The organism is Streptomyces sp. NPDC087859 (assembly GCF_044742595.1).
GTDB classification, from domain to species: domain Bacteria; phylum Actinomycetota; class Actinomycetes; order Streptomycetales; family Streptomycetaceae; genus Streptomyces; species Streptomyces canus_F.
Genome location: NZ_JBIUUU010000024.1, coordinates 45,178 through 63,739, shown reverse-complemented (window position 1 = coordinate 63,739; position 18,562 = coordinate 45,178). Strand labels below are relative to the sequence as shown.

General features: G+C 69.8%; 16 protein-coding genes. 8 read left to right on the top strand and 8 right to left on the bottom strand.

All coding sequences use genetic code 11. The annotated features are described in order from the left end of the window. Positions 1–5: 5 nt before the first annotated feature. The 3 genes from ACIOHP_RS42570 to ACIOHP_RS42560 are packed head-to-tail and all read right to left on the bottom strand — an operon-like array spanning position 6 to position 3,312. Positions 6–956, bottom strand: coding sequence for a carbohydrate ABC transporter permease (locus ACIOHP_RS42570; RefSeq protein ID WP_401895999.1), 951 nt, complete (start codon positions 954–956; stop codon positions 6–8). Further along, positions 956–2,242: an ABC transporter substrate-binding protein gene (locus ACIOHP_RS42565; RefSeq protein WP_401895997.1), complete on the bottom strand. Its 1,287-nt coding sequence runs from the start codon at positions 2,240–2,242 to the stop codon at positions 956–958. Before ACIOHP_RS42565 ends, ACIOHP_RS42570 begins: the two co-directional genes overlap by 1 nt. Positions 2,243–2,292: 50 nt before the next feature. Continuing rightward, the gene (locus ACIOHP_RS42560) at positions 2,293–3,312 is read right to left on the bottom strand and encodes a carbohydrate kinase family protein (protein ID WP_361543539.1); all 1,020 of its coding nucleotides are present in this window, start codon (positions 3,310–3,312) and stop codon (positions 2,293–2,295) included. A gap of 152 nt (positions 3,313–3,464) precedes the next feature. Between ACIOHP_RS42560 and ACIOHP_RS42555 the strand changes: the two genes are divergently transcribed. The 4 genes from ACIOHP_RS42555 (at position 3,465) to ACIOHP_RS42540 (ending at position 9,960) form a co-directional block, all read left to right on the top strand. Continuing rightward, positions 3,465–4,229 (top strand): DeoR/GlpR family DNA-binding transcription regulator, encoded by a 765-nt coding sequence (locus ACIOHP_RS42555; RefSeq protein WP_361543536.1) that lies wholly within the window; start codon positions 3,465–3,467, stop codon positions 4,227–4,229. Next, the gene (locus tag ACIOHP_RS42550) at positions 4,226–5,563 is read left to right on the top strand and encodes a 6-phospho-beta-glucosidase (RefSeq protein WP_401895993.1); all 1,338 of its coding nucleotides are present in this window, start codon (positions 4,226–4,228) and stop codon (positions 5,561–5,563) included. Before ACIOHP_RS42555 ends, ACIOHP_RS42550 begins: the two co-directional genes overlap by 4 nt. 92 nt (positions 5,564–5,655) lie before the next feature. Further along, positions 5,656–8,706 (top strand): alpha-mannosidase, encoded by a 3,051-nt coding sequence (locus tag ACIOHP_RS42545; RefSeq protein ID WP_401895992.1) that lies wholly within the window; start codon positions 5,656–5,658, stop codon positions 8,704–8,706. Positions 8,707–8,709: 3 nt separating this feature from the next. After that, the gene (locus tag ACIOHP_RS42540; RefSeq protein ID WP_401895991.1) at positions 8,710–9,960 is read left to right on the top strand and encodes an alpha-L-fucosidase; all 1,251 of its coding nucleotides are present in this window, start codon (positions 8,710–8,712) and stop codon (positions 9,958–9,960) included. Positions 9,961–10,068: 108 nt separating this feature from the next. On the opposite strand, the gene ACIOHP_RS42535 is transcribed toward ACIOHP_RS42540, so the two are convergent. After that, entirely contained in the window at positions 10,069–11,748 is a 1,680-nt protein-coding gene (locus tag ACIOHP_RS42535) for a carbohydrate binding domain-containing protein (RefSeq protein WP_401895989.1), read from the bottom strand. A gap of 208 nt (positions 11,749–11,956) precedes the next feature. Continuing rightward, on the bottom strand, positions 11,957–13,096 hold the full coding sequence (locus tag ACIOHP_RS42530; protein ID WP_361543521.1) for an ATP-grasp domain-containing protein: 1,140 nt from the start codon (positions 13,094–13,096) through the stop codon (positions 11,957–11,959). Positions 13,097–13,366: 270 nt separating this feature from the next. On the opposite strand from ACIOHP_RS42530, the gene ACIOHP_RS42525 reads away from it, so the two are divergent. Together ACIOHP_RS42525 and ACIOHP_RS42520 are read left to right on the top strand one after the other, a co-directional pair. Then, positions 13,367–14,275 (top strand): metallophosphoesterase family protein, encoded by a 909-nt coding sequence (locus tag ACIOHP_RS42525; protein WP_401895987.1) that lies wholly within the window; start codon positions 13,367–13,369, stop codon positions 14,273–14,275. Further along, complete coding sequence (locus tag ACIOHP_RS42520) at positions 14,223–14,897, top strand: 4'-phosphopantetheinyl transferase (protein ID WP_401895984.1); 675 nt, start codon at positions 14,223–14,225, stop codon at positions 14,895–14,897. Before ACIOHP_RS42525 ends, ACIOHP_RS42520 begins: the two co-directional genes overlap by 53 nt. An 8-nt stretch (positions 14,898–14,905) precedes the next feature. On the opposite strand, the gene ACIOHP_RS42515 is transcribed toward ACIOHP_RS42520, so the two are convergent. After that, complete coding sequence (locus tag ACIOHP_RS42515; protein WP_266885729.1) at positions 14,906–15,133, bottom strand: hypothetical protein; 228 nt, start codon at positions 15,131–15,133, stop codon at positions 14,906–14,908. Between the two features lie 222 nt (positions 15,134–15,355). On the opposite strand from ACIOHP_RS42515, the gene ACIOHP_RS42510 reads away from it, so the two are divergent. Further along, the gene (locus tag ACIOHP_RS42510; protein WP_401895982.1) at positions 15,356–16,378 is read left to right on the top strand and encodes an alpha/beta fold hydrolase; all 1,023 of its coding nucleotides are present in this window, start codon (positions 15,356–15,358) and stop codon (positions 16,376–16,378) included. Between the two features lie 16 nt (positions 16,379–16,394). Here the strand turns inward: ACIOHP_RS42510 and ACIOHP_RS42505 are convergent, their stop codons facing one another. Together ACIOHP_RS42505 and ACIOHP_RS42500 are read right to left on the bottom strand one after the other, a co-directional pair. Continuing rightward, positions 16,395–16,925 carry a toxin-antitoxin system, toxin component gene (locus ACIOHP_RS42505; protein ID WP_361543506.1) on the bottom strand — a complete coding sequence of 177 codons (531 nt, stop codon included), beginning with the start codon at positions 16,923–16,925 and terminating at the stop codon, positions 16,395–16,397. A gap of 32 nt (positions 16,926–16,957) precedes the next feature. Beyond that, a complete protein-coding gene (locus ACIOHP_RS42500) occupies positions 16,958–17,614 on the bottom strand; it encodes a helix-turn-helix transcriptional regulator (RefSeq protein ID WP_361494374.1) in 657 nt (218 codons plus the stop codon). 237 nt (positions 17,615–17,851) lie between these two features. Here ACIOHP_RS42500 and ACIOHP_RS42495 point away from each other — a divergent pair, with 237 nt between their 5' ends. Continuing rightward, entirely contained in the window at positions 17,852–18,511 is a 660-nt protein-coding gene (locus ACIOHP_RS42495; protein ID WP_361543503.1) for a hypothetical protein, read from the top strand. Positions 18,512–18,562 lie beyond the last annotated feature (51 nt).

The following is an 18,562-nucleotide window of genomic DNA, read 5'->3' as shown; positions in this document are numbered from 1 at the left end:
CCTTCCTAGTCGCCCCGGCGCTGCACGAGGCGCCAGTTGATGATCGAGAAGAGGACGACGACGAGGAAGATGCCCCACGCCACGGCGGCGCCGTACCCGAAGTCGTTGTTGTCGAAGGTCTGCTGGAAGAAGTAGAGGACCATCGTCTGGCCCGAGTGGCCCGGACCGCCCGCGAACGTCGAGTCGTTGGACGAGGTCTGGAGCAGGACCTGTGGTTCGGAGAAGCTCTGCAGGCCGGTGACCGTCGAGACGACGAGCACGAAGAGGAGCGTGGGCCGCAGCAGTGGCAGCGTGATCCGGAAGAAGGTCTGGATCGGCCCGGCGCCGTCCATGCGCGCCGCCTCGTACAGATCGCTCGGGATCGTCTGGAGGCCGGCGAGGAAGATGATGGCGTTGTAGCCGGTCCACTGCCAGGTCATCAGGGCCGCGATGGTGACCTTGATGCCCCAGGGCGTGTTCAGCCAGGCCACCTGGTCGATCCCCACCCCGTGCAGGACGGCGTTCACCACACCGTTGTTGGTGGAGAAGATCGAGCCGAAGACGATGGCGATGGCGACGACCGAGGTGACGTTCGGCAGGAAGTACGCGACGCGGTACAGGCCCTTGAGCCGGACCGCCGAGTTGAGCATCACGGCCGTGATCATCGCCAGGAAGATCATGGGGAACGTGGCCAGTGCCCAGATGATGATCGTGTTGCCGATCGAGTTCCAGAAGTCGCTGTCGCTCAGCAGGTACTGGTACTGCGAGAGCCCGGCCCACTCCATCGTGCCGAGGCCGTCCCAGCGATGGAAGGACAGATAGAGCGAGAAGCCGACCGGGAAGAGGCCGAAGCCCAGGAAGATCAGATAGAAGGGGGAGATGGCGGCGTAGAGGTGCCAGTACTTGCGGAAGCCCTTCTTCGGTCCGACCGCGGAGGGCTGGGCCACGGCGGGCGGGGTCTGCTCGAGGACGGCCATCAGTAGCTCACCCCCAGGTGCTTCGCGATGCGACGGCACTTGCTCATGGCGTCACTCCAGGCCTTCTTGGGGTCCTTGCCGAGGACGCCGACGTTCTTGATCTCGTCCTTGATGGGCTGCCCGAGCGCGATGTCGTACGGGCTGTTGTAGGCGACCTCGATCTTCTGCGCGGCGGGTCCGAAGATGTCGGTCGTGACCTGGCCGCCGAAGAAGTCGTCCGGCTCCTGCATCTGCTTGAGGCCGTAGGAGGCGGGCGTGGAGGGGAAGAGGCCCGCGTCGACGTAACCCTGCGCCTGGTTGGCCGAGTTGAGCATCCAGGTGATGATCTCGAAGGCCTGCTCGGGCTCCCGGCACGCCTTGGTGATCGACAGGAACGAGCCGCCGTCGTTGGCGGGCCGCACCGGCATGTCGGCGACCCGGTACCTGCCCTTGGCCTTCGGCACACCGTTCTTGATGTCGAAGGCCGCCCAGGACGCGCCCAGTTCGCTGGGCAGCTTGCCGTCCTGCTTGGCCGACAGCTGGTCCGGGGTGCCGTTCACCAGGTCGGAGACGATTCCGCGGCGCTTGGCCTCCACGGCGAGCGCCCAGGCGTCGCGTACGTGCTCCTGGTCGCCGATGAAGTGGCGGTCCTTGTCGACGTACCGCTTGGAACCCTGCTGTACGACGTTCACGAAGACGGAGTTGACGTCGGTGAGGAGCATGGTCCCCGGGATTCGCTTCTTGAGCTGCTCACCCGCGGCGAAGAAGTTCTCCCAGGTGTTCAACTCCTTGGACACATCGGCCGGTTCGTACGGCAGCCCCGCCTTGCGGAAGATCTCGAACTGGTAGTAGTGCGCGACCGGCCCGCAGTCGATCGGGAAGCCGACCATCGTGCCGTCGTCGGCGATGCCCTGGTCCCACTTCCAGGACAGGTACTGGCTCTTGTACTTCTCCGCGCCGAGCGTGCGCAGATCGATGAACTGGTCCGCGTTGGGCAGATACGCGGCCATGTCCTCGCCCTTGAGCCCCGCGATGTCGGGGATGTGGGCCTTGCCGGTGATCGTCGTGATGAGCTTCGAGCGGTACTGGCCGCCGATTTGGATGGCGTCCAGGCTCACCGAACTGTCGTAGCGGGCCTTGGCGTTCTTGACGACGGTGTCGCTCAGGCCGCCGCTCCAGTACCAAAGGACCATGTTCCGGCCGGTCGAGCCGGTCGGAACGGCACAGCCGGACGCCAGGCCGCCGAGCGCCGTGGCGGCCGTACCGGCCAGGCCCGCGCGGAGCAGGCCTCTTCGTGAGAGCCGCACAGCTCCCACCGCCTTTCGGGGGTTTTCGGGTCTTCGCATATGTACGGGGGTCAGAACTGCCGTGCGGGGGGAGTGACGGGGGCGTACCGGACGGGGGGCCCGGGGTCGGCCGGGATCCGGTCGGACAGAAAACCGTATGCAGTCTTCAGTTCACGGTCGGCGAGCGACCGCCACCAGCGGTCGACGCCGTACCAGCCGGGTGCGGCCAGCGCCCCACCCGGATGCCGGACGGACAGCCCGGCCGCGAGCACCGCGAACCGCAGTCGCTCCTCCAGCGGCCAGCCGCCGAGCGAGGCCGCGACGAAGCTCGCGCCGAACACGTCCCCGGCGCCCGTCGCGTCCAGGACATCGATGTCGAGGGCCGGGACGTCCGCGTACTCGCCCGTGGTCTGGTCCACGGCCACCGCGCCGTCCCCGCCCCGTGTGACCACGGCGACGGGCACCAGCTCGGAGAGCGTGCCGAGCGCCGCGACCGCGCTGTCGGTGCGGGTGTAGGCCATCGCCTCGGTCTCGTTGGGGAGGAAGGCGTGGCACAGCTTCAGCTGGTCGAGGAGGTCGGTGGACCACTGCTGGGTGGGGTCCCAGCCGACGTCGGCGTAGATGTGGGTGCCGTTCGCGGCGGCTCTGGCGATCCACTCGCGGGGTTCGGCCTCCAGGTGTACGAGGGCCGTGCGCGCCTCGGGCGGGTCGCCCATCAGCGCGTCCTGCGAGTACGGGGGCTCCTGGCCGTGGGTGACCAGCGCCCGGTCGTCGCCGTGGGCGAGCGAGACGGTGACGGGGGTGGGCCAGTCGTCCGCGGTGCGGGAGAGCGAGAGGTCGACGCCCTCCTGGTCGTCGAGGACGTCCCGGCAGTACTCGCCGTAGAAGTCGTCGCCGAAGACCGTCGCCAGGGAGGTCCTGAGGCCGAAGCGGGACGCGGCGACCGCCAGGTTGGCGATGCCGCCGGGGCCGCAGCCCATGCCGGCCGTCCAGATCTCCTCGCCCGGCGTCGGCGGCCCGCCCAGACCCGTGAGGACGAGGTCGTAGAAGAGCAGCCCGGTCAGCAGTACATCGGGCCGGTCGTCGTCCACGCGCACATCCTCTCGTCCGGCGCTCCATGACGGAGCTCGTCAAAACTCTTCAATTTCGATGACCGGAATCGTGCGCCGCTCCGCGACATTGGTCAATACCTGAGCAGAAGTGAGCATGGAAATGATTGGCAATGACGAGTACTGTTCACGTCGTGCTGGCAGAACGACGACATCAACTCATCCTGCGGGCCCTGCGCTCCGGCGGTCCCGCGGCCGTGACCGACCTCTCCGAGCAGCTGGGTGTGAGCCCCGCCACGATCAGGCGTGACCTGGTCAAACTCGAGGATGACGGGCTGCTCACCCGCGTCCACGGCGGTGCCCGCGCCGAGGAGGGCGACCAGCCCTTCGCCGAGGTCGCCGAGGTGCGCGTGGCCGAGAAGGACGTCATAGCCGCGCATGCGGCGGGGCTGATCGAGGACGGTCAGTCGGTGCTGCTCGACATCGGCACCACCGCCTACCGCCTGGCCCGCCAGCTGCACGGCCGCCGTCTCACCGTGATCACCAGCAACCTGGTGGTCTACGAGGAACTCGCCGACGACGAGGGCATCGAGCTGGTCCTGCTCGGCGGCATGGTCCGCCGCGAGTACCGCTCCCTGGTCGGCTTCCTCACCGAGGACAACCTCCGCCAGCTGCACGCCGACTGGCTCTTCCTCGGCACCAGCGGAGTGCGCCCCGGTGGGCAGGTGATGGACACGACGGTCGTCGAGGTGCCGGTCAAGCGCGCCATGATCAAGGCGAGCGAGAGGATCGTGCTGCTCGCCGACACGGCGAAGTTCCCGGGCACGGGGATGGCGAAGGTCTGCGGTCCCGAGGACCTGGACGTGGTGGTGACGAACGCGCCGGTGAACGCGGCGACGCGGGCCTCCCTGGAGGAGGCGGGCGTCGAGGTGGTCGTGGCAGGAAAGGTTCAAGTGTGAAGCTGACGATTCTGGGCGGCGGCGGATTCCGCGTGCCGCTCGTGTACGGGGCGCTTTTGACGGACCGCGCCGAGGGGCGGGTCACGGAAGTCGTTCTGCATGATCTGGACGACAGCCGACTGTATGCAGTCGCCCGGGTACTGGCCGAACAGGCGTCGACCGTCGACGACGCCCCCACCGTCACCGCGACCACCGACCTCGACGAGGCACTCCGGGGCGCCGACTTCATCTTCTCCGCGATCCGTGTCGGCGGCCTGGAGGGCCGCGCCGACGACGAGCGGGTGGCCCTCGCCGAGGGCGTCCTCGGCCAGGAGACGGTCGGCGCCGGCGGTATCGCCTACGGTCTGCGCACGGTCCCCGTCGCCGTCGACATCGCCCAGCGGGTCGCCCGGCTCGCCCCGGACGCCTGGGTCATCAACTTCACCAACCCGGCAGGTCTGGTCACCGAGGCCATGTCCCGCCACCTCGGCAACCGCGTCATCGGCATCTGTGACTCACCGGTCGGCCTCGGCCGCCGTATCGCCCAGGTGCTCGGCGCGAACCCGAACGAGGCGTGGATCGACTACGTCGGCCTCAACCACCTCGGCTGGGTCCGCGGTCTGCGGGTCGCCGGCCGCGACGAACTCCCGCGGCTGCTCGCCGACCCCGGACTCCTCGGCTCCTTCGAGGAGGGCAAGCTCTTCGGCGTGGACTGGCTCCAGTCGCTCGGCGCGATCCCCAACGAATACCTGCACTACTACTACTTCAACCGCGAGACCGTCCGCGCCTACCAGCAGGCCGAGAAGACCCGCGGCGCCTTCCTCGCCGACCAGCAGGCCGCCTTCTACGAGGAGATGCGCCGCCCGGACGCGGCCGCCCTCACCGCCTGGGACCGCACCCGCGCCGAGCGCGAGGCCACCTACATGTCCGAGAACCGCGAGAGCGCCGGCGCCGGTGAGCGCGACGCCGACGACCTGTCCGGCGGCTACGAGAAGGTCGCCCTCGCCCTGATGCGGGCCATCGCCCGCGACGAGCGCACCACCCTGATCCTGAACGTCCGCAACCAGGGCACTCTCTCGGTGCTCGACAACGATGCCGTGATCGAGGTCCCGTGCCTCGTCGACGCCAATGGCGCCCACCCGGTCGCCGTCGCCCCGCTGCCCGACCACGCGAGCGGCCTGGTCTGCTCGGTCAAGGCGGTCGAGCGCGAGGTGCTGGCCGCCGCCGAGTCCGGCTCCCGTACGACGGCGGTGAAGGCGTTCGCGCTGCACCCGCTCGTCGACTCCGTGAACGTCGCCCGTCGGCTGGTCGAGGGCTACACCGAGGTCCATCCGGGCCTGGCGTACCTTAAGTGAGCACACGAGGGGAAAGCGCTTTCCCCTCGTGGTGCCCCGCCCGGCCCGCGCCCTCCGCTTCCACCCGCTCGCTCCCTTCCTGGAGACCTCTCATGCACGACGAACGCCGCCGGATCGAGGAACGCGTAGAGCGCCTCCACAACCAGCGCATCAAGCCCGCGATCTACGCGGCCACCGTCCCCTTCGAGGTCGAGGCCTGGCAGGCGCCGGGGGAGCCGGTCTCCTTCGAGGAAGCCGCGGCGGCCCGGTACGCGCCCTTCGCGATGGACACCCCGTGGGGTCCGCCCTGGGGCACCACCTGGTTCCGGATGCGGGGCGAGGTGCCCGCCGAGTTCGCCGGGAAGCGCGTCGAGGCGGTCATCGACCTGGGCTTCGTGGGCGACTGGCCCGGCAACCAGGCCGAGGCGCTGGTCCACCTGCCCGACGGCCGTCCCCTGAAGGCGGTCAACCCGCTCAACCAGTACGTGCCGATCGCCAACCCGGCGACGGGCGGGGAGCAGATCGACTACCTGGTCGAGGCGGCGTCCAACCCCGACATCCTGGCGAACAATTTCGCGGCCCCGACACTGCTCGGCGATGTACTGACGGCAGGCGACCGTCCACTGTATACATTCCAGCGCGCCGACATCGCCGTCCTCGACGAGGAGGTCTGGCACCTCGACCTCGACCTCCAGGTGCTGCTCGGCGTCATGGTCCACCTCGGTGATCACGAGCCGCGCCGCCACGAGATCATGCACGCCCTGGACCGGGCCATGGATGTTCTCGACCTGGACGACATCTCCGGCAGCGCGGCGGCGGTCCGCGAGGTGCTGGCCCCGGTCCTGGCCAAGCCCGCCCACGCCAGCGCCCACACCATCTCCGGCGTCGGCCACGCGCACATCGACTCGGCCTGGCTGTGGCCCATCCGCGAGACCAAGCGCAAGACGTCCCGCACCTTCTCCAACGTCACGTCCTTGGCCGACGAGTACGACGACTTCATCTTCGCCTGCTCGCAGGCCCAGCAGTACGAGTGGGTGCGCGACAACTACCCGCACGTGTGGGCCCGCATCCAGGAGTCCGTGAAGAAGGGCCAGTGGGCCCCGGTCGGCGGCATGTGGGTCGAGTCCGACGGCAACCTGCCCGGCGGCGAGGCCATCGCCCGCCAGCTCATCCACGGCAAGCGGTTCTTCATCGAGCACTTCGGCATCGAGACCAAGGGCGTCTGGCTGCCGGACTCCTTCGGCTACAACGCCGCCTACCCGCAGCTCGCGAAGCTCGCCGGCAACGAGTGGTTCCTCACCCAGAAGATCTCCTGGAACCAGACCAACAAGTTCCCCCACCACACCTTCTGGTGGGAGGGCATCGACGGCACCCGCATCTTCACCCACTTCCCGCCGGTCGACACCTACAACGCCCGCTTCAGCGGCGAGGAGATGGACCGCGCGGTCCGCAACTACTCCGAGAAGGGCGCCGGTTCACGCTCCCTGGCCCCCTTCGGCTGGGGAGACGGCGGTGGCGGCCCCACCCGCGAGATCATGGAACGCGCCCGGCGCCTCGCCGACCTGGAGGGCTCGCCCAAGGTCGTCGTCGAGCACCCCGACGAGTTCTTCGCCAAGGCCCGCGCCGAGTACGAGGACGCCCCCGTCTGGAACGGCGAGCTCTACCTCGAGCTCCACCGCGCCACCTACACCTCCCAGGCCCGCACCAAGCAGGGCAACCGCCGCAGCGAACACAAGCTCCGCGAGGCCGAGTTGTGGGCGACGACGGCCGCCCTGCATGCGCCGGGCTACGCCTACCCCTACGAGAAGCTCGACCGCCTCTGGAAGACGGTCCTGCTGCACCAGTTCCACGACATCCTGCCGGGCTCGTCGATCGCCTGGGTGCATCGTGAGGCGGAGGCGGAATACGCGCGGGTGGCCGTGGAGCTGGAGGAGCTGACGGCGGAGGCGGTCGCGGCCCTGGGCGGCGGCGGGGCACGGGTCTTCAATACGAGCCCGTACGACCGCACGGACGTGGTCCGGGACGGCTCGGGCGCACCGACGTTTGTGACGGTGCCCGCGAGCGGCAGCGCGCCCCTCGCCGCCGAACCCGCGCACCCGGTGACGGTCGAGGGCAGCGTCCTCGACAACGGTCTCGTCCGCGTACAGGTGGCAGAAGACGGAACACTGTCGTCTGTATACGATCTTCGGGCGAAGCGTGAAGTTCTCGCCGAGCAGGGCAACCTCCTCCGACTGCACACAGACCTCCCGAACTACTGGGACGCCTGGGACATCGACAAGCACTACAAGAACCGCTTCACCGACCTGCTGGAGGCGGACGCGGTGACGGTCGTCGAGCAGGACCCGCTGCTCGGGGCGATCCGCGTCACCCGCACCTTCGGCAAGGGCTCGAAGATCACCCAGACGATCACCGTCCGCGCCGGCAGCCCCCGCATCGACTTCGAGACCGAGATCGACTGGCACGAGGCCGAGAAGATCCTCAAGGCGGGCTTCCCGATCGACATCCGCGCCCCGCACTCCTCCGCGGAGATCCAGTTCGGCCACATCCAGCGCCCCACCCACACCAACACCAGCTGGGAGGCGGCCCGCTTCGAGGTCTCCGGCCACCGCTGGGTGCACGTTGGGGAGCCCGGCTACGGCGTCGCGGTCATCAACGACTCGACCTACGGCCACGACGTCTCCCGCACGGTCCGCGAGGACGGCGGTACGACGACCAAGGTCAGCCTGAGCCTGGTGCGCGCCCCGCGTGTCCCGGACCCGGAGGCCGACCAGGGCAAGCACCGCTTCACCTATTCCCTGCTGCCCGGCGCGAGCATCGAGGACGCGGTCGCCGAGGGGTACGCCCTCAACCTGCCCCTGCGCGTGGCCGATTCGGCGGGCGAGCCGGAGCCGGTCGTCTCCGTCGACGGTGAGGGCATCACCGTCGAGGCGGTCAAGCTCGCCGACGACACCTCGGGCGATGTGGTGGTACGGCTCTACGAGTCCCGCGGTGGCCGCGCCCAGGGCGTCCTGCGCACCGGCTTCCCGCTCGCCGGAGCAAAGGTGACCGACCTGCTGGAGCGCCCGCTGACCGAGGACGAGGCGGCCGTCGACGGCACGGTCCCCGTGACGCTGCGCCCCTTCCAGATCCTCACCCTGCGACTGAAGCGTGCCGAGGTGAGCTGACCCATGCCCATACAACCCTGGTTCACCGACGCCAAGTTGGGGATCTTCGTCCACTGGGGCATCTACGCCGTCGACGGCGTCCAGGAGTCCTGGTCGTTCTACGACGACATCGTCCCGCACGACCGGTACATGTCCCAGCTGGAGCGCTTCACCGGCGCCAAGTACGACCCTCGCGAGTGGGCCGACCTGTTCGCCCGCGCCGGCGCCCGGTACGCCGTTCTGACGACCCGTCACCATGACGGAGTGGCCCTGTGGGACACGGAGTTCGGCGACCTCAACCTCGGCAAGGACTACATCGGCCCCTACGCCGAGGCGCTGCGCGAGAAGGACCTCAAGGTCGGCTTCTACTACTCGCACTCCGACTGGAACCACCCCGACTACGCCAGCACCCGCAAGCCGGGCCGCCCACCGGAGCAGGAGGACAACCGCTACTCCGAGTGCGCGGCCGAGGACGAGGACCTGGCGGCCTGGGAGAGGTTCATCGCCTACCGGGACGGCCAGATCCGGGAGCTGGCCTCCCGCCACCGGCCGGACCTGATGTGGTTCGACGGCGAGTGGGACCGCAGCGAGGAGCAGTGGCGTATCCCCGAACTCGCCGCGCTCATCCGCTCCTACAACCCCGACGTCGTCTTCAACGCCCGCATGCTCAGCGAGGGCGACTACGCCACCCCCGAGCAGGGCGCCCCCATCGAACCGCCCAGCGGTCCCTGGGAGTTGTGCCTCACCATCAACGACTCGTGGGGCTACCAGCACCAGGACCACAACCACAAGTCGCTCTCTCAGCTGGTCCGCTACTTCACCGAGACCATCGGCGGGGGCGGCAACCTGCTGCTCGACGTCGGCCCGATGGAGGACGGCACCATCCCGCAGCCGCAGGTGGAGCGCCTCGAAGGGCTGGGGGAGTGGATCGCGAAACACGCGGAGGCGGTGTACGGCACGGTGCGCGGGCTGCCGGCCGGGCACCACTACGGCCCCAGCACCCTCTCCGCCGACGGCCGTACGCTCTACCTCACCCTGTTCGACATCCCCCGCGCCGAGATCGGCGTCCGCGGCCTGGCCACCCCGGTCCGCAAGGTCACCGTCCTCGGCAGCGGCACCGAACTCGCCCACCGTGTCGTCGGCGGACTGCACGAGGCCGTCGGCGTGCTGTGGATCGACCCGCCCGCCGAGGCCGACCTCGACCCGCACGCCACGGTGCTCGCGGTCGAACTGGACGGGGAACTGGAGCTGTACCGAGGCGCGGGACGGTTCTGACGACGCCACGGGACGACGGTTCCCCGGCCCGCGAGGCCGAGGCTGTCGTCGAACTGCCCCCACGCCTGGCCGAGTCGGCGCAGGCGTGGGGGCAGCCGGTCAGTCCGCTCAGCCGGTGAAGCCGGCCGTGATCGAGGTGAACTGCCAGTTGCTCTGGCTGATGCCGGAGCAGTTGCTGACCACGCCGCCGCCCGGGCACGGCCGGTCACGGTTGACCGACCAGAACGCGAGCCGCGCGATGTGGTGGGAGTTCGCCCAGTCCCTGATCGAGGTCCAGGTGGCGGTGGAGGTGAGCTCCTGCTGGTCGGAGAGCCCGTTCATGCCGGAGATGCCGATGTGGGCGTAGGCGGTCGCGTCGTCCCAGCCGAAGGTGGACTTCAGCTTGGTCTTCAGTCCCTCCGTCGCGCTCACGGTGTTGCCGTACATGTCGGCGCCGCCGCCGAAGTCGAACGGCATGATCGTGAACACGTCGATGCCGGCGTTCAGCGCCTTGGCCTGCTCGATGAGCCGGTTGCCCCAGTAGGTGGGACCGGTCGTCGACGTCCCGAAGGTCAGGACGGTCCGCAGCCCCGGGTTGTTCGCCTTGACGATCTTCAGGGCGTTCAGGATCCGGTCCTGCACAGTCGCGTTCTCGAATTCGTCGGTGTTCTCGATGTCGACGTCGATCGCCTTGAGCCCGTAGGCGTCGATCACCTTCTGGTAGGCGCCGGCCAGCGCCTCGGCGGTGGAGCAGTTCGGCCCGAGCTTGTTGCCGCTCCAGCCGCCGATCGACGGCACGATGTCGCCGCCCGCGGAACGGATGGAGTTGATGACGCTCTGGTCGTTGCCGCCGGTCAGCGGCCTGCTGCCGTCCCAGGCCGGGTTGCAGCCGCCGGAGGACAGGATGAACGCCATCGTGTACCACTTGATCCCGGTCGAGCTCATCACCGAGGTGGCGCTCGGCGGATCACCCCAGCCGAGGTAGAGGTAGGGCGCGGCCTGCTTGAACCCGGTACCGCCCCCGCCGCCCGCGTCCGTCGTGACGCTCACGGCGTTGGAGGCCGCCGAGGAGTTCCCGGCCGCGTCCCGCGCCCGCACGGTGAACGTGTAGGCGGTGCTGCCGGAGAGCCCGCTGACGGTGGCGCTCGTACCGGAGACGCTGAGCACCTGGTTCGACCCGCTGTAGATGTCGTACGCCGTGACACCCACGTTGTCCGTCGACGCGTTCCACGCCAGCGACACGCTCGACGACGTCTTCCCGGTGGACCGCAGACTCGCCGGCGCGGTCGGCGCCTGCGTGTCCGAACCGCCGCCGGGGCCGTCGAGGTTGATGTCATCGGCGTAGTAGGTGCCCTGCGCGTACCACCCGTGGGTGTAGACGGTGGCGCTCGTCTGCGAGGCACCGGTCGTGAAGGACACACTGAGCTGGCTGTACGCCGACGGCGACGAGGTCCACGTGGAGGAACCGCCGTCCACACCGAGGTAGACGTAACTGCCGCGCACCCAGCCGCTCAACGTGTACGCGGTGTTCGGCCGCACGGCGACGGTCTGGCTGCACTTGGCGATGTCACTCGAACTCACCGCACCCGCAAGCGCCTTGGAGCCGGCGCGCACGGGGGAGGAGACGACCGACCCGAGATTCCCGGTGCAGGACCAGGGGCTCAGGGCCCCCGACTCGAATCCGGGATTGGTCAGAACATTGGCCGCTTGGGCCGTACCGGGAAGGGCGACCGCCCCGGCCAGCGCGAGAGCCGCGGTACCCAGGAGAGCGAAGAGACGTCTGGAACGCCGTAGAAGAGGAGTACGCACGTGATCTCCCTGAAGAAATGGGGGTGTTCGGGAGTACAGCGAAGTGCGCAACACAAGTTGGTATGGACCAATCCGCCTGTCAAGGGTGAGGGAGGGAATTGGTCCATACCGGTGAGTGGAGATGCTCAAGGGGCGCGGGGCTGTATCGATGTGCGGCTCCGCCGCGTGGGCGCGACAAGCCGCGACAGGCCCGCACTCGGCCGACAGGCTACAGCGGCAGTACCTGACCCGCGGCCGAGACGGAGTCGACGGCAACCGTCTGTGCCTCCGCAGGCGCCGGCACGGGAAGAGGTTCGGAAACCTCCGCCCTCTGATGCGGAATGGCCACGGGCCGAAGCTGTCGCGGCCCCGACACCACCGTGTAGTCCTGCCCCAGGAACGGCGGAGTCATCTCTCCCGGGTCCTCGCCCAGCGCCAACTGCACAGCGGCCCAAGGTGCGTTGACCCCGCACAGCGACAGCTGGTGCAACCCGCCCGCGGGCCGCGTGTTGACATCCATCAGCACCGGCGTGTCACCGAACATCCGGAACTGGATGTTGGACAGGTAGTGCAGACCGAACCCCTCCGCGATCATCCGCGCCGGCTCCAGCCACTGCTCGTGCAGCGTGAACCCACGACGGCGCCCGTTCTTGGTGCGCCCCACCGCCAGCCGGATCCGGTTGTCGGTCCCCGTGAGACAGTCGACCGAGACCTCCGGCTGCTCCAGACGCGGCATGACCAGCCAGTCCACCGGCTTGTCGGCCTGCGTCAGCGCCTCCACGACCGTGTCCAGCGGTACGTACGGGCTGGGAAAGCCGTTGAGGTGATCGAGCGAGAAGGGGGCGCGCGTGATCACACGGAAGCCCACCCCGCCCGCACCGGACGCCGGCTTGAAGCACGCCTTGTACCCGTCCGCCTCCAACTTCTCGACGGCGACGACGAGTTCCTCCGCGGTCCGCACCCGGTACCACGGCGGCACGGGCACCCCGATGGCCTGCACGGCCTCGTACGCGATCACCTTGTCGTGGAAGACGGCCACGGCCTCCGGCGGAGGCGCGAGCAGTGCCGTACCGGCGGCCGCGAAGTCCGCGCGGTGCGCCACGATCGCCGACTGGTGAAGCCGGGGCACGAAGACGTCGATGCCGCGGCGGGTGCACTGGTCGAGCGCGTACTCGACGTACGCGGCGGGGGACAGGCCCTCCGGCTCCAGCTCGGCGGTGTCGGCGGCGGCCAGTACGGGGGAGTCCGCGTCGCCGTGCGTCGCATGGATCTTGACGGCGCGATCACAGGGATTTCGGCGCAGCTGATCCATGAAAAACACGTTCTCCGCGTACGTGCGGTTGAGCCAGACGCGTACGCGAGAGATCATGCAGGCCGCCTTTCGGGGTTTTCGGGCACGGCGAAGCAGGCCGAACCCGGCCAGGGTGTGAGGAGGGTCACCAAACCGCCCTGCGCGAAGGGAAGTTCATGGCGGTGGTGTTGGGGCGATCATACGGCTTCCGGAGGGCCCGGCGTGCAACGCGCGTGTTACGGATTATTCGATCTTGATCGATCCCTCTCCGGGCCGGGCCGGGCCGCTTGTCCGGGCGCCGTGAATGTGCTGTCGTGGTCCCATTCGTGTGCTCGGAGGAGGCCAGAGGTGACGTCGAGGGCCGGTGGTTCCGGACAGCTGCTGGCCATCAGTGACCTGCATGTCGGCTACCCGGAGAACCGCGCCCTCGTCGAGGAGATGCGCCCCGGGACGGACGAGGACTGGCTCCTGGTGGCCGGTGACGTCGCCGAGACCGTGTCCGCCATCCGCTGGACCCTCGAGACGCTCGCCGGCCGCTTCCGCAAGGTCGTCTGGGTCCCGGGCAACCACGAACTGTGGACCCACCCCGACGACGAGGTCACTCTGCGCGGTGTCGAGCGCTACGAACACCTCGTCGCCCTCTGCCGCGACCTCGGCGTCGTCACCCCCGAGGACCCCTATCCGGTCTGGGAGGGCCCCGGCGGCCCGGTCGCCGTCGCCCCGCTCTTCCTGCTGTACGACTACTCCTTCCTGCCCGCGGGCTGCGCGACGAAGGAGGAGGGGCTGGAGTACGCGTACGGCACCGGCATCGTCTGCAACGACGAGCGCCTGCTGCACCCCGACCCCTACCCGAGCCGCGAGGCGTGGTGCCGGGCCCGGGTCGAGGCGACCGCCCGCCGGCTCGCCGAGCTGCCCGACGACCTGCCCACCGTGCTCGTCAACCACTACCCGCTGGACCGGCACCCGACCGAGGTGCTCTGGTACCCCGAGTTCGCCATGTGGTGCGGCACGGAGCTCACCGCGGACTGGCACCGCAGGTTCCGCGTCGAGACCATGGTCTACGGTCATCTGCACATCCCGCGGACCACCTGGCACGACGGTGTCCGCTTCGAAGAGGTGTCGGTCGGATACCCCCGGGAGTGGCGCGAGCGCCCCGACCCGCCGGGACGGCTGCGCCGCATCCTGCCCAGGGAGGTCGGGCCCCGTGATCGAGGAGCTGCTGCCGGACACGGTGGTGGCCGTGGAGACGTACGGTGACGACGAGACCGCGCCGCTGTACCCCGAGGAAGCGGCGGTCGTGGCGCGGGCGGCGGACAAACGCCGACGCGAGTTCGCCGCGGTACGCTCCTGCGCCCGCCGGGCCATGGACAAGCTCGGCGTCCCGCCCCAGCCCGTCCTGCCCGGCGCCGGCGGCGCCCCGCGGTGGCCCGCCGGACTGGCCGGCAGCATGACCCACTGCGACGGCTACCGCGCCGCCGCCCTGGTCCGCGCCGCCGACCTGGCCTCCCTCGGCATCGACGCCGAGCCCCACGAGCCGCTCCCCGACGGGGTCCTGGCCTACACCTCCCTGCCCGCCGAGGCGGACCGGCTGCGCAGGCTGACCGGGGAGCGGCCCGACATCCACTGGGACCGGCTGCTGTTCAGCGCCAAGGAGTCCGTCTACAAGGCGTGGTTCCCGCTGACCGGGAGGTGGCTCGACTTCACCGAGGCCGACATCGAGCTCTTCGCCCACCCCGGCGAAGGACTCGGCGGCGGCCTCAGCGCCGAACTCCTCGTGCCCGGACCGACGGTGGGCGGCCGGCGGCTGGGCCGCTTCGAGGGCCGCTGGACCGTCAATCGCGGGCTGGTCGCGACGGCCGTGGTGGTGCCGCACGCCTGAGCCGGGCCTCACGGACGTGGGAACCAGCTCTGCAGAAGCCGGAAGAACTCCTCCTCGTTGCCCACGAGGCCCGCGTCCGCCAGCGCCTGCTCCGCCTCCGCGAGCACGGCGGGCGGCACGACCGGTGGCCGCGGCGCGTCCGGCGGACCGTCGAAGGCGGCGCGCACGGTGTGCAGGAGCCGCAGGTAGGCCTGGACGGCGGTGCGCTCGCGGTCGGTCAGTACGGCGGTGTGCATCGGTCGGCTCTCCCCAAGTCGGCTCATCGGTCACGCACCCGTACAAGGGGGTGCAACTCCAGCTTGCCGCCCACCACTGACAATGAGGCCCGCCCACTCCCCGGTTCGCCCGCTTAGCGGAGGCGAAACCTCGGCGAAATCCCCGGTGGGAAAGGCGTCCTACGCTGGAGACAAGGGCTTTCGGCCGCTGCTAGGCGGCCCAGGGAACGGGGAGGCACGTGCGTGGTCGACGTCCCGCACCGGCGCCCGGCGCGCACCGTACGGCTGCGCTCGGTGGGCGACGGTGAACTCGAGTTGCAGTACCGGACCGTGCACGGCTACCGACGTGCCTTCCGGATGGCCGGCGAGGGGCCCGCGCTGGTCCTCATCCACGGCATCGGGGACTCCTCCGCCACCTGGCGCGAGCTGATCCCCGACCTCGCCCGCACCCACACCGTCATCGCCCCCGACCTGCTCGGCCACGGCGCCTCGGACAAACCGCGCGCCGACTACTCGGTGGCCGCGTACGCCAACGGGGTGCGGGATCTGCTGACCACCCTCGGCGTCGAGTCGGCGACTCTGGTCGGGCACTCGCTGGGCGGCGGTGTGGCCATGCAGTTCGCCTATCAGTTCCCCGAGCGCACCGAGCGGCTCATCCTGGTCAGCGCGGGCGGCGTGGGACGCGAGGTGAATCCCGTGCTGCGGATGGTGTCGCTGCCCGGGGCCCATCTGGTGCTGTCGTCGTTGCAGCTGCCGGGGATGCGGTGGCAAGTGGGGCTCGCCGTGGGGCTGATGAAGCTGCTCGACACCGATCTCGGGCAGGACGCCCCCGACCTGCTGAACCTCGTGGACGCGCTGCCGGACGAGACCTCGCGCAACGCCTTCATCCGCACGCTGCGCGCGGTGGTCGACTGGCGGGGGCAGGTGGTGACCATGCTCGACCGGTGCTATCTGACCGAGGGCATGCCGACGATGCTGCTGTGGGGCGACCGGGACAGTGTGGTGCCGGTGCGGCACGCGTTCGGCGCGCACGAGGCGATGCCGGGGAGCCGGCTGGAGATCTTCGAGGGGGCGGGACACTTTCCGTTCCACGCCGACCCGGGACGGTTCGTCTCCCTGGTCGAGGAGTTCACCGCGACCACGGCTCCGGCGGACTGGAGCCGTGAGCACTGGCGCGAGCTGCTGTGCGAGGGACGGCCCGGCATGCCGCTCAGCCGTGCCACCGAACGCGACATGCGCGAGGCGAGCGAACGCAGCGCGACCTGACCGGCGGCGGTGCCGGTCAGCCCTGCGGACCGAGGTAGCCGAGCGACGCCTCGATACGGCCCGCGAGGCGGTCGCGCTGTACCGGTCCCCTGGCCGGCGAACCGTCGAGCCAGGTGAGGCACTTGCTGGCGAGGAGCAGGCCGAAGCGTTCGGCCTCCTTCTCGTCGGCCTGGTCGAAGCGGCTGCGGGCGGCGACCTTCAACACCGTGGCCCGCAGGTCGGCGTCGTCGCTGAGCATGCGGGCCGCGACCGCGGCGCCCTCGACATGGTGACTGCAGTGCCCGGCCTTCATGTGCCACAGCTCGTGGCCGAGGATGACCAACTGGTGCCCGGGAGCGGTGCGTTCCTCCACGACGACGAGGTCCTGGTCGGCCATGTCGAGCCACAGCCCGCTCGCGGTGTCGGGCGGGAACGCGGCCGTACGGAAGTGGACCGGGCGGCCGCGGCGCCGGCTCATCGCCTCGCAGAGTTCGGTGTACAGGTCCGCCGGACGCGCCGGTGCGGGGAGGGTCAGTTCCGCCACCAGCTCGCCGCACAGGCGGCGCATTTCCCTACCGATGCCCACAGTTATCCCCCGGCTCACGACTCGGGCCGTTTGACGCTCTCCAGGAGCATGTCCAGCCATTCGGCGACCTTGTCGCGGTGCTGGTCGGTGGGCAGCTGCGCGGCCCGCCAGGCGATCCCGCGGACGCCGTGGTCCTGCAACAGCCGCTCCAGCGGATCGCCCGCCGCGGCCGTCGCCTCCTTCTCACGGTCGGCCAGCTTCTGCAGAAGCTCCTGTTCCGTGCGTTGCAGGGCCCCGGCGAGCGCCTCGGGGTCCTCGGCCGTCAGGAAACCGGCGTGCACCCGAAAGAAGCGCTGGATGGCGTCGCAGTGCTCCATGGTGGGACGCCGGTCGCCGTTGATGAGGGCACCCGCCTGCTGCCGTGACATGAAGGCGCCGTCGGCGATCTCCTGCTGGGTGTACTTGCGGCCGTTGGGCTTGAGCCGGGTGCGGCGCAGCAGGTCCAGTCGCTGGAGGAAACGGGCCTGTACGTCGGGTTCGCCCGCGGGGCGGCCGCTGAGCAGGGACTTGACCACGGGCTCGGGGACGCCGGAGGCCACCGACAGGCGGCCGGTGTGGAAGACCTCCGCGTGCGGCACGCCGAGCCGGTCGGCGAGCGCGGTGACCCGAGCGACGACGCCCGGCAGCGTGGCCGTCACCGCGGTGGCCGGACTCGCGAAGCCATCCGTCACCGACAGATCTCCTACGTCTCTCACTGGCTTCTCACAAGAAGATCATCACAAGCGGTTGCCGTGAACTCCGGGGAGAGTAGCCCCTCGTTCGAACTTACATCCAGGTCTCGCCACAACTGTGGCCAATTTCAGCCGTCAACAGGCATGAAATGCCACGATAGTTGACACGCCTCGCGCCCGGGCAGCAGGATCAGGGCGCCGCGTGAAGGCCGCATAGGCAAGAGGGGTGACCTCCCGATGGCACAACAGGCAGGAGGGCAGCGGCCGGAGCCGCGGCCCGTCCCCGAGAGTCTTGAGGCCCGGGCGTATCTGCAGGACTACGCCACCCTCCTGGAAGCGGTTCCCTTTCCCTCGGTCGTTCTCGACCACCGGTGGGACGTCGTGCTGTCGAACACCGCTTTCGAGACACTTTTCCGTGGTGTGGGCCCGCATCCCACCGCCATGCCCGACGACAACTTCCTCAGGTTCGTCCTGTTCCACCCGGACGCGGGCACGGTGCTCGGTGAGCACGAGTCCAGTTGGTGCCTGCCGATGCTCGCCCACTTCGCGGCCGCCGTGGAGCGTCACGGCCATGACCAGGGGCTGCAGTCGATCCGCCGGGACATCGCCCAGGACCCCATCATGGAGGCCGCCTACCGGCACGGCCTGCCGCACTGGATCCGCGCCGTCGGCGAGCGGGCCTTCGCCCACGACGGCGGGGTCCGCCCGGTCCTGCACCCCGACCCGCGCTGGGGCGCCACCGACTGCCGTGTCGTCGACGAGACGTCCTCCACCCTCCGGGAGCTGGGCTACGCCCGGCTGACCCTGGTACTGCGCGAGACGCGCCCCGCGACGCCCAGGTCGCGCGGCGCACGCCGTTCCGCCGCTCACCTGACGGTGGTCCCCGCGGCGGAGTGAGGCCGCGGCCCACGCCGGTCCTCGACCGCGTCGGACACCTCTTTCCTTCTG